Here is a 12,841-nt window from a genome sequence, read left to right on the forward strand (position 1 = left end):
ATAATTAATTAAACCTGTCTTCCGCCAGGTAGATAAGTGGAAATCCATGGAATCAGTGAGAAATAAAGCTACTAGTGTAAAAACGGATGATCATAAAAAATAAAATTCCCTGTAACAGGGTATTTAAATGTTACAGGGAATTAAATTGGGGTTTAAAACTTTAATGTGGTAGGCAGATATTTGGCTACTAAATCTTCGTAATATGGCCTTAATTTTTTTGCATCTGGCGGCACTGGAACCTTAGAGTATAGATCATAAGGGTTGAATTTATCCACCCATTCAAACATTTTTCTATCATGATCATTCATCAAATGGTCATACGCATTTTCTTTATGCTGAGCGTAAAATGAATGGTATCTTACCATATATAAGGCTTCCTCTGGAAGATAATCTTTGACCATTTGGTATAAGTATTCATCATGCCCCCAAGACATTTTCACATTGTCAAGACCACAGTTTGGACTATAAATACCATATTTGGTGTTTAAGTCTTGATTTTTACTGTCTGGATTTGCTTCAAAGAATTCAGGAAAGACAATTTTGTCTGAATGAGCACAGCCAACAGGAAATGTATCTCCTACAACAGCCCATTGAGGTTCCCCAAATAGGCAAAGGACCTTTCCAAAATCATGGATAAACCCTGTTAGTACAAACCAATCGGGATGACCATCAGCTCTGATTGCTTCTGATGTCTGCAATAAATGCTGAAGTTGGTCCAAGTCGGTATCTGGATCAGAATCATCTACCAGTGTATTTAAAAAATCCACTGCTTCCCAGAATCCCATTTCCTTTTTATCAAATTTCAAGAATTCTTCTTCCTTCTCCTTTACGAAATCAAGGGTCTGATATTGATGGTTTAGACGATAAAACTCCCTAACAGTTTCTTGTCGTGTTCCGTCTTCGTAATTACGATATTCTTCTTTGGATTTGTCTTCGTTAGGATCTGGGTATCTTGCTATCAAATCCTTTTCCCAATCTTCAATGCTTTGAAGAGGGGAAACTTCTTTTTTTGAATAGTTATTTTTCACAATAGGTTACAATATAATTTCACATCAATTTTATAATGAAATGGTACTGAAAAAAATAGAGCCACTTCTAGCCGATAAATTGAGATTGGGGATATAAACTATTATGAATAGTCAAATGTAAAAATTATTTGATAAAATCCGTTGGTATTTGGCAAAAAGTTATTTCGCCAATATTTTCCTTTTGATAGTATTATGTTTGATTCTGTTAGTTAATTAGACAAAAATGTTAATGAAAGGTAGAATTAGATTTTTTATATTTCTCATTTCTGGTTTTGATAATCCTATTTTTAAACCTAGTTTGCAGTATCTTTAGAAAATCCAAGTGATATTTTTAAAATTTAGTTTTTTAATTAAATCAAATTCAAATGAAAAATACTGTTCCTAAAGAAACTGCTAAAAAATGGATGAAAAAGTGGAAAAAAATGGAGAAGGATTACAACAAAAAAACTCCAGTAAATGGTTTTTTAATCCCACTGATAGATCTACAAGAAGTAATGGCCGAACCTGGCGTTAAAAATGTAAGGACCTATTTGGGCATAGATGATGAGGACATGGAAAAATTATTAATAGTGGGTGTAGATGAAAATGGGAATGATATGATTGATGAGGCCAAAGGTCAGTTCATTTATGATTTTACCCAACCTTGTCCACCTATGTGTGGCTCATTTGATCCCAGTGGATTATTGAGCATTTAATTCTTCCTGCAAGAAAAGGAAATGTATTTATATAATTGGTTAACTTATTTTCATCTCCTTTTTTATACCGTAATGGTAATCTTTGGTTGGAGGTTTTACCTAATTTGTAAGTTTCCAACCAAAGTTTTTACGATTACTTTTAGCCTTTTATACATCATTCAATTATTGTCTTTGGTTTTGGCCAAGTTGTCTATTAACAATTTATTGTTCTTTCACTTGATGTTGGGCATACAGTTGATAGGATATAATCTGTTTTATTGGCTAATCCTACCTGAGAATAAGGTTAAGTATTTAGCGAAAGCTTTAATGCTTTTTTCAGTCCTAGTGATATTGACTGATTATTATCGCAATTGGGGCAACCTTTCTAATGTATTTGGTGGCTATTCCTATTTTATATTAAATATCAGCTTCGTGCTGTTCTCAATTTATTATTTAGTTTATAGCATACTAAATGATTTGCCCATGTATTATAGATATTTGAATTATGCGATGTTGATTTATTCAGGAGGTAGTTCAATTATATTTTTGCTTGGAGACAAATTAGGGGATTTAGGCTTAGGGGGACAATTACCCATTCTTATAGTTAATATCATTTTGCATCTTTTCTACCAACTGTTTTATGCAATGGAAATATGGAAAATCAAGAGCTGACAAATTATATCCTAATGGCCTTGATAATGGTAATGGTCTTAACCATAATCATTATTGTTTCCATAGAATATATGCGAAAGAAAGTTCTCAATGAGAAAATGCTTAATGCAGAGCTTAAACTTAAACACCAGACTGAACTTTTACATACTGTAATTCGATCGCAGGAAGAAGAACGTAGAAGGGTTTCAGATGCACTACATGATGATATAGGTTCAAAGTTGACCACATTAAAATTAAGCTTGCATCAGCTTTTTTCCGCTGGTCAATATGGGAAGTTAGGAGAGGAGCTTATAGACTTGTCTGAAAAAGTAGTTGACAGGACCCGTGAAATATCTCATGCATATTCACCTTTGATTGTAGAAAAGTTCGGACTACAGGCAGGATTAGAAGAACTGATCCATGATTTAGTACAAGACACTGTGCCAAAGGTGGATTTGAAGTTTAGTTTGGATGAATCTAAATTGGATAAAGAAACCCGCCTAATTCTATTTAGGATTTTCCAGGAGTTATTGAACAATACCATGAAGCATGCTAATGCGCTGAATGTTGGCATATTGATCGAGACAATGGACGACCAATTGATTTTTACTTATTATGATGATGGGAAGGGAATGAATATTAAAACTAGTTCAGCTGGCATTGGGATGTTAAATATCCGTAACAGGGTAGAAATGATGGATGGCCAGATGAATTTGCATAGTAAGCTGGGAGAGGGATTTAGAATTACCATTAAAAAGCAACTGGCATGAGCAAAATGATAAAAATAGTATTGGCTGATGATGAGACACTTTTTAGAAGTGCTCTTAGAAAAATGCTTGAAAGCACAGGCCACTACAAGGTCGTTTTTGATGTGGGTAATGGGCTAGAGTTGATTCAAGAATTGAAAACTGCCGAAGAAGATGTTTTTCCTGATTTGGTGCTGATGGATTTAAAAATGCCAGAATTGAATGGGATTGAAACAACAAAAATAATTACTAAACAATACCCGAATTTAAAGGTAGTGGCTTTGACTACCCATAAAGGAAGGTCTTTTATTACTAATATGTTAAATGTGGGTGCATCTGGTTTTATTACAAAGACCTGTAATCCTGAAGAAATGCTGGAAACCCTTAAAGAGGTCTATATGAAGGGTTTTTATTACAGTAAAGAGGTCCTTGAGGTCATAAATATTGATTTTCAAGATAGAAATAGAAAAAACAGTGTTTCGATCTTTGATGCTAAATTTATAACTAAAAGAGAAAAAGAAATTCTTTTATTACTCTGCAAACAATATAGGACCCAGGAAATCGCCGAAAAACTATTCCTGAGTGAAAGAACAGTAGAAGGGCACAGAAATAATCTTCTAGGAAAGACCAATTCCAAAAATGTTGTAGGTTTAATAATTTATGGCCTTCAATATGGGATTATCGAGCTATCTGATTTGGTGGACTCCTTGGATGTTAAAGAGTAAACCTCGGATTATTTATTCCATTAGGGCCTAATTGTTTTGGGGCTCATATGTCAGTAACGCTCTTTTGGAAATTTATTTATACAAGTATTTATACTTGATTTTTTAAACAGGGAGTTTTACGCTGTTCTATTAACTTATTTTATGCAAAATTTGAATTTTATTCCATAGAAGAATTTAATGCAAGTATGAAGAATACAATTGTAAGTTGTTCAATATCAAAAAAATATTATACATATATCATTTTAGTGCAGTTTGTTTACTATTTTTAGGTGATTATTTCAGATTTATGGAATTACTTGGTTTTAAAGTGCACAACTATGGATTGAAGCATGAATCTATGATAAAGGTTTTTGATCAATCTGCAGGTTCTGTTCCATGTTTTAGTAGACCAGGTTTTTGTCACAAAAACTTAAGGGATGTTAGTTTGAGTTGTGCACACAGTATATCTTGGTTTTCATTTTTGGAGGAACTTAAGAAATATCCAATGTTTTTTCAAAGAGAATCAGTGCAAGCTTCCCTGCAAAGATTGGATGGGTTAAGAGTAAGGGTTTTTAAATTGGATCATCAAAAAGGCGATCTCGAAAAAAAAAGGATAGAAAATCCATATTGCGAGGAAACGGCTTGCGCATTAAAGGAATTGCATGAAACACATAGTTCCATTATTAAAAAAATGGAAGGAGAATTACAGTTTTTAATCGAACAAAAAAACATCGTCTAAATAAACGAATCAACATTTCTTTTATAACTAATTTTTAACCAACAAAATAACGAAAAAATGGATGAGTACATGGCAACTGTGAAAATGTTCGCAGGTAATTTTGAACCAAGAGGATGGATGTATTGTGATGGACGCTTATTGCCTATATCCCAATATTCAGCTTTATTTTCACTTATCGGCACCATCTATGGTGGTGATGGTAGAACTACTTTTGCCTTACCTGATTTGCGTGGAAGGGTTCCACTAGGACCAGGAAACGGACCTGGATTGACCCCAAGAAGGGAAGGGGAAAAAAGTGGTTCTGAAACAAATACCATGAATATTATGAACATGCCTTCGCATAACCATGCAGCAGTAGTCAATGATTTTAAGGCTGATATCTTGGTTTCCAATGAGGAAGGAACAGAAGAAACACCAGGAACCAATGGTGCCACAACCCTTGCAGCAAGCACCAATGGAGGACGTGGAGTGGGTATTTATAATAGCGGTGCACCGTCCGTAACTTTGAACACCGGTAATGGTGGATCAGCTAATGTGACTATTGCAAATAATGGAGGGAGTCAGCCTGTCAATAATATGCAGCCTTACCTGGGAATTAATTTTATCATATGCGTTCAGGGCATTTTTCCACCCAGAAACTAATATCTTAATAAAACTGATTTAATTATTGGTTATAGGTAGGGGCAATATTATGCTCCTACCTTAAGCTGTTTAAAGTTATATCATTTTTTTCTGCAACTGCTTTTATCGCAAATCCTATTTCGGAAGCCTTTTAGTATCCCTTCCGTATCCCATTGGATAGAAAAAAGAAACTATGAAATATATTTACCGAAACAATCTATATAAAACCTTACTATTATTGGTAGTAGGGATGTTCTCAGTTTTTCAGCTTAGAGGACAGACTTACACAGAAACTTTTGACTACACTACACCAGATGGAGTTTCTACAGTAAGTCATATTATTGGTGGCGTACAATTTGATTTTGTATTTACCACACAAGGTGATGGAGGCGATTTTGCACATATTCCTGTTTATGGGTCATCTAATTCTGCTTCTCTTGATTTTCTATCATCTACGCCTATTACTACCACAACCGAAAAGGTTACGATTTCAAGAAATGATGGCGGATCCTTTGAATTAACCAGCTTATTTCTAAGAAATGATGGTGGCACTACGGTTACGATTCAAGGTTACCTTTCAGGTTCTTCCGTAGGCACTTCACAAACTGTGGCAAATGGAGTAAATGGGATTTATAATTTTGGACTTGTTGTTGATGAAGTTCAATTCACAGCCACGGATTTTTATCAAGTTAATCTGGACGATTTTACATGGAGTGTTCCAGCCGGAAATTCAGCTCCAACTGCCTCAAGCTTTACCGCTGCTAGCGGCCCTTATGAGAATTTAACCTATACTTTTTCAACTTCGGATTTCGGATACAGTGATAGCGATGGAGATCTACTCAGTCATCTAGTCATAGAAACCTTACCTGCTGCTGGAACCCTTTATCTGGATGCGGATAATGATGATGTTTATGATGGTTTAGAAGCAGTGAGCGTGAACGACCAAATCAGCAAAGCCGATTTGGATGCAGGGAATTTACAGTATATCCAAAATGGCAGCACCAACACTTCATTTCAGTTTGAGGTGAATGATGGGACAGTGAATAGTTCTGGAAACTATGTGGCTACATTGAATGTCAATCCCGTTCCTACCGTGAGCTTAAGTGTGCTCCCTACATCTAAAACAGAAAGTGTAACTACAGCCTCAACTATAACAGCAACATTATCCAATACCTATGGAAGTAATGTTAACGTTGGATTGGCTTTTAGTGGTACAGCAACCGGTTCTGGTGTCGATTATGGACTTTCTGCTACTTCAATTATAGTTCCAGCAGGAAGTACTACTGGAAATATTAACCTAACCAATGTTCCAGATGCGCTATATGAAGGAAATGAAACGGTAATCATAGATATTAGCTCGGTGAATAGTGGCACTGAAAATGGTACCCAGCAGGTGACCTATACCATCACCGATGATGATACTGCGCCTAATGCGACAATAGAGGTGGTTGATAATCCTATCACGGATGAAAGTGGTGGAAAAGCTTATATTCAGGGGAAAATAGATGCATTTGCTGGCGTCACAGTTACCATCCCTCTAAGCTTTTCAGGTACGGCCACTGGGGGAGGTGCAGATTATTCCATGACGGGTACTACGATAACAATATCTGCAGGACAAGTTATGGGAAGTGTGGCACTGACCTCATTATTTGATGGTATAGAAGAAGGGGATGAGACGGTGATCATTGATATGATGACGCCGACCAATGCGATCGAAGATGGAACACAGCAAGTCACTTTGACCATTCAGGATGAAGATGCCACACCACCTTCGGGATATACTGTAGATATCGATCAGACTGGAATCAATACTGTCAATGAGTCTGCTGTAAGTTTTACCTTTGTTGGTGCAGAAATTGGTGCTACCTATAACTATAGCATCTCCAGTTCGGGAGGGGGGACAAATGTGACTGGTTCGGGTACAATACTCTCTGCCACTGATCAAATAAATGGTATTGATCTAAGTGGTTTGGGAGATGGGACCATCACCCTTTCGGTAACCTTGACAGATACTTTTGGAAGTACAGGAAGTGCAGCAACGGATACGGAGACAAAAGATACTACTGCACCATCAGGCTATACTGTTGGTATAGATCAAAGTGGGATAACTACTTCCAATCAGTCAGCAGCCAGTTTCACCTTTGCAGGAGCAGAAGTAAACACAACTTATAATTATACTTTCTCAAGTTCTGGAGGCGGGACAAATGTGACCGGTACCGGGACCATTGCCACCGCCACGGATCAAATAACCGGAATTGATTTGAGCGGACTTGGTGACGGAACTGTTACTTTATCGGTAACCTTAACCGATACCTTTGGTAATGCAGGTAGTGCTGCAGCCGATACTGAAACAAAGGATACCACTGCACCATCAGGATATACCGTTAGTATTGATCTAAGCCCTATTAATAATGGAAACCAATCTTCAGTCAGTTTTACATTTGCAACGGCAGAAGTAGGATGCACATATAATTATACTTTCTCCAGTTCCGGAGGCGGTACCAATGTGACCGGTTCAGGCATTATCGCCACTGCTTCCGATCAGGTTACGGGGATAGATCTTAATGGTTTGGGTGATGGAACCATTACCCTTTCGGTAACCTTAACGGATATTTCTGGTAATACAGGAAGTGCATCATCAAATACGGAAACCAAAGATGCTACGGGCCCATCAGGCTACAGTGTCCAGATTGATCAAAGTCCAATAAGTTCTTCCAATCAAACAGTCACAAGCTTTACATTTGCAGGAGCAGAAGTTGGGGCAAGCTATAATTATAATTTATCCAGCTCTGGTGGTGGTACCAATGTGACAGGTTCAGGTAGTATTGCTACTGCAACCGATCAAATTACGGGGATAGATCTTAGTGGTTTGGATGATGGAACAATAACCCTATCGGTAAGCTTAACCGATGGTTATGGTAATACAGGAAGTGCAGCAACCGATACAGAGACAAAAGACACTGCCGCACCATCAGGGTATAGTGTCCAGATTGACCAAAGCCCAATAAATTCTTCGAACCAATCGGCTACTAGCTTTACTTTTGCGGGAGCAGAAATTGGTTCAACCTATAATTATACTTTATCCAGTTCTGGAGGTGGAACCAATGTGACCGGTTCAGGCATTATCGCCACTGCTTCCGATCAGGTTACGGGGATAGATCTTAGTGGTTTGGGTGATGGAACCATTACCCTTTCGGTAACCTTAACGGATATTTCTGGTAATACAGGAAGTGCAGCAACTGATACGGAGACAAAGGACACTATTGCTCCATCTGGTTATTCGGTAAATATTGACCTTCTTGGTGAAACAATGATCAATGTGGTCAACGAGACCATCATAGAATTTTCTGTCACAGGAATGGAAGTGGGCAGCACCTTGAATTATTCTTTTACAAGTTCAGGAGGTGGAATAGCAGTTTCAGGAACTGAAACAGTGACAACAGCATCAGAAACTTTTGATAATGGCGGGGCAGGATATGACCTTTCTGGCTTAAATGATGGTACAATAGTCCTATCGGTATCCTTGACTGATGCTGCAGGTAACCAAGGTACAGATGCCACTGATACTGAAACCAAAGATGCAGGAGCACCAACTGGTTATACCGTTTCATGGGATGATAACATGATCAATGCCACAGAGGCAAGCTCAACTTCCTTTACCATTTCCAATGCAGAGGTGGGAACAACGGTAAATTACGCTATTTCAAGTAGTGGTGACGGGAATACTGCCACGCTTACAGGAACTTCTTCAGTGAGTAACTTATCCCAGAGTATCAGTGTTGATGTAAGTTCATTGACTAATGGTACATTAACTGTTAATATCGCTCTTACGGATGCAGGAGGAAATACAGGAAGTACTGTATCAGATAATTCAGCCGTGTTGGACCAAACAGCACCTAGTGGATATTCAGCCACTTTTGATCAGGATCCTATTGATGAAACCAATGAAACATCTTTAAGTTTTAGCTTTACTGGAGCAGAAGTAGGTGCTGTATATAATTATACTATTTCAAGTTCTGGAGGAGGAACTCCAATATCTTCCAGTGGGACAGTAAGCAGCGCAGCAATGACTTTTGGAGGAATAGATGTTTCGGGCTTAGGAGATGGTACTTTAAGCTTGAGTTTTTCATTGACCGACCCAAGCGGAAATGCAGGCAGTCCTGTAACCGACACCAGTACGAAGGACACGAATGAAGCTCCATCAGCCAGTGCGGTTTCCATCAGTGGGGCAATGACTGTTGGGGAGCAATTGACAGGGAATTATACCTTTACGGACCCTGACAGTGACCCTGAAAGTGGTTCCAGCTATAAATGGTACAGGTCGGATGATAATGCAGGAACAAATAAAGCGGCCATATCAGGAGCGATGGCACAGCAATACACCTTAGAGGCCGCAGACCAAGGAAAATATATCAGCTTTGAGGTGACACCAAATGATGGCACCGATGCTGGTACAGCTGTTGAAAGCAGCTTGAAAGGCCCTGTAAAGATAGATCAGCGCATTGTCTTCCCTAGTATTGCAGGTAAAACCTTTGGGGATGCAGCCTTTAGCTTGGGAGATGCCCAAACCGATCAAGGCCTGACCGTTACATATACAGCTGATGATCCAAGTATAGTAAGCATTACAGGTAACCAGGCCACCATCCTAAAAGCAGGCAACACGCAAATCACCGCAACACAAGCGGGTGATGGGCTTACCAATGCAGCAAATCCAGTGATACAGGGCTTGACAGTTAATAAAGCAGCCCTGACGGTAACCGCAGATGATCAATCAAAAGTCTATGGAGCAGCAGATCCAAGCTTAACAGTAAGCTATGCCGGTTTTGTGAACGGTGATGATGCCACTGCCCTGGGAGGAACATTGAATATCAGCCGAGCAGCCGGAGAAGATGTGGGCACCTATGCCATTACCGCATCTGGTTATACCTCATCGAACTATACCATCAGCTATACGGATGGCAATATGGAGATCACACAGGCAGCCTTGACGGTAACGACTGATGACCAGAGCAAGGTCTACGGAACAGCTGATCCAGCCTTGACCGTTTCCTATTTAGGTTTTGTAAACGGAGATGACGAAACAGCCCTTGGCGGTAACTTGGATGTGAGCAGATCAGCGGGAGAGGATGTAGGAACTTATGCCATTACCGCATCTGGTTATATTTCATCGAACTATACCATCACTTATATGGACGGAAGCCTGGACATTACTCCGGCAACATTGACGGTAACCGCAGATGATCAATCAAAAGTCTACGGTTCAGCAGATCCAAGTTTAACAGTAAGCTATTCAGCTTTTGTAAACGGTGATGATGCGACAGCATTGGGCGGCAGTTTGGATGTGAGCCGAGCAGCCGGAGAGGATGTAGGAAACTATGCCATTACCGCATCAGGCTATACTTCATCGAACTATACCATTAGCTATACAGACGGCAATATGGAGATCACCCAGGCGGCCTTAACAGTAACGGCTGATGACCAGGGCAAGGTCTACGGAGCAGCAGACCCAAGTTTAACAGTTAGCTATTCCGGCTTTGTAAACGGAGATGATGCGACAGCCCTGGGCGGCAGCTTGGATGTAAGCCGAGCAGCCGGAGAGGATGTGGGTACCTATGCCATTACCGCATCGGGTTATACTTCATCGAACTATACCATTAGCTATACGGATGGAAATATGGAGATCACTCCTGCAGCATTGATGGTAACGGCTGATGATCAATCAAAAGTCTACGGAACAGCCGACCCAAGTTTAACAGTAAGCTATTCAGGCTTTGTAAACGGAGATGATGAAACGACTTTAGGAGGCACCTTGGATGTCAGCCGAGTAGGCGGAGAGGATGTAGGAAACTATGCCATTACCTCATCAGGCTATACTTCATCGAACTATACCATCAGCTATACAGACGGCAATATGGAGATCACCCAGACGGCCTTAACAGTAACGGCTGATGACCAGGGCAAGGTCTACGGAGCAGCAGACCCAAGTTTAACAGTTAGCTATACCGGCTTTGTAAACAGTGATGATGCCACTGCCCTGGGCGGGACTTTGGATGTGAGCCGAGCAGCCGGAGAGGATGTAGGAACTTATGTGATCACTGCATCGGGTTATACCTCATCGAACTATACCATCAGCTATACGGATGGCAGCTTAGAGATTACCCAGGCAGCCTTGACGGTAACGGCCGACGACCAGAGCAAGGTCTACGGAGCAGCAGATCCGGCCTTGAGCGTTTCCTATTTAGGTTTTGTGAATGGAGATGATGCGATAGCCTTGGGCGGCACCTTGGATGTGAGCCGAGCAGCCGGAGAGGATGTGGGCACTTATGCGATCACCGCATCAGGTTATACCTCATCCAATTATGCCATCAGCTATACGGATGGCAATATGGAGATTACCCAGGCGGCCTTGACGGTAACGACTGATGACCAGAGCAAGGTCTACGGAGCAGCAGATCCGGCCTTGACCGTTTCCTATTTAGGCTTTGTAAACGGTGATGATGCCACATCCCTTGGAGGCACACTGGATATTAGCCGTGCAACTGGTGAGGATGTAGGCACCTATGCGATCACTGCTTCCGGCTATACTTCTTCTAATTATACCATCAGTTATATGGATGGAAATATGGAGATCATTCCTGCAGCATTGATGGTAACGGCTGATGATCAATCAAAAGTCTACGGAACAGTCGACCCAAGTTTAACAGTAAGCTATTCAGGCTTTGTAAACGGAGATGACGAGACAGCCCTTGGCGGGACATTGGATGTCAGCCGAGCAGCCGGAGAAGATGTGGGCAACTATGCCATTACCGCATCAGGTTATACTTCATCGAACTATACCATCAGCTATACAGACGGCAATATGGAGATTACCCAGGCGGCTTTGACAGTAATGGCCGATAACCAGAGCAAGGTCTACGGAGCAGCCGACCCAAGTTTAACAATAAGTTATACCGGCTTTGTAAACGGAGATGACGAAACAGCCCTTGGCGGCACCTTGGATGTGAGCCGAGCAGCCGGAGAGGATGTGGGAACCTATGCAATTATGGCCTCGGGTTATACCTCATCGAACTATACCATCAGCTATACGAATGGCAATATGGAGATTACCCAGGCGGCCTTGGCGGTAACGGCAGTTGACCAGAGCAAGGTTTATGGTGAGACTGACCCTGCCTTGAGCGTTTCCTATACAGGTTTTGTGAATGGAGATGATGCCACTGCTCTGGGCGGGACATTGAATATCAGCCGTGCAACTGGTGAGGATGTAGGCACTTATGCGATCACTGCTTCCGGCTATACTTCTTCTAATTATACCATCAGTTATATGGACGGCAACCTTGAAATAAGCCAGGCCAGCCTATCGGTCATTGCCGATGAGCAGACCAAGGTCTATGGTACAGCAGATCCTGTATTGGGCTATACGGCTTCCGGTTTTGTCAATGGTGATGATGAGAACACTTTGACAGGAAGCTTAAGCAGAGCAGCAGGTGAGTCAATTGGTGTATATGATATTAATTTGGGCAGCTTGTCCGCAGGGGATAATTATAATATTGACTACCAGTCAGCCACGCTTACCATCCAGGGCATGAAGATCGAGGAGGTCTACGAGCCTGCTGCAGTTACCGTGGACTGGGGAGTGGCCGTTGATGGCATATTGCTACCTGAAACGGTACTGGTAAGG

The 12,841-nt window shown here is 40.8% G+C and carries 7 protein-coding genes; 6 read left to right on the plus strand and 1 reads right to left on the minus strand.

Annotated elements, in window-relative coordinates; translation table 11 throughout:
* Nucleotides 1–152 precede the first annotated feature (152 nt).
* Nucleotides 153–1,028 carry an inositol oxygenase gene (locus KMW37_RS22115; protein WP_215226819.1) on the minus strand — a complete coding sequence of 292 codons (876 nt, stop codon included), beginning with the start codon at nucleotides 1,026–1,028 and terminating at the stop codon, nucleotides 153–155.
* A gap of 365 nt (nucleotides 1,029–1,393) precedes the next feature.
* Between KMW37_RS22115 and KMW37_RS22120 the strand changes: the two genes are divergently transcribed.
* The 6 genes from KMW37_RS22120 to KMW37_RS22145 form a co-directional block, all read left to right on the plus strand.
* Nucleotides 1,394–1,723 carry a hypothetical protein gene (locus tag KMW37_RS22120; RefSeq protein WP_215226820.1) on the plus strand — a complete coding sequence of 110 codons (330 nt, stop codon included), beginning with the start codon at nucleotides 1,394–1,396 and terminating at the stop codon, nucleotides 1,721–1,723.
* A gap of 632 nt (nucleotides 1,724–2,355) precedes the next feature.
* Nucleotides 2,356–3,123, plus strand: a complete 768-nt coding sequence (locus tag KMW37_RS22125; protein ID WP_215226821.1) for a sensor histidine kinase — start codon at nucleotides 2,356–2,358, stop codon at nucleotides 3,121–3,123.
* Nucleotides 3,120–3,824 (plus strand): response regulator transcription factor, encoded by a 705-nt coding sequence (locus tag KMW37_RS22130; protein WP_215226822.1) that lies wholly within the window; start codon nucleotides 3,120–3,122, stop codon nucleotides 3,822–3,824. Before KMW37_RS22125 ends, KMW37_RS22130 begins: the two co-directional genes overlap by 4 nt.
* A gap of 205 nt (nucleotides 3,825–4,029) precedes the next feature.
* Nucleotides 4,030–4,542 carry a hypothetical protein gene (locus KMW37_RS22135; RefSeq protein ID WP_215226823.1) on the plus strand — a complete coding sequence of 171 codons (513 nt, stop codon included), beginning with the start codon at nucleotides 4,030–4,032 and terminating at the stop codon, nucleotides 4,540–4,542.
* Nucleotides 4,543–4,611: 69 nt separating this feature from the next.
* Nucleotides 4,612–5,184 (plus strand): phage tail protein, encoded by a 573-nt coding sequence (locus KMW37_RS22140; protein ID WP_317195601.1) that lies wholly within the window; start codon nucleotides 4,612–4,614, stop codon nucleotides 5,182–5,184.
* Nucleotides 5,185–5,356: 172 nt separating this feature from the next.
* Nucleotides 5,357–12,841 (plus strand): MBG domain-containing protein (locus KMW37_RS22145; RefSeq protein ID WP_215226825.1); only part of this gene is annotated, 7,485 nt, incomplete at its 3' end.

Origin of the sequence: Echinicola shivajiensis (assembly GCF_018642165.1) — a bacterium.
Lineage (GTDB): Bacteria > Bacteroidota > Bacteroidia > Cytophagales > Cyclobacteriaceae > Echinicola > Echinicola shivajiensis.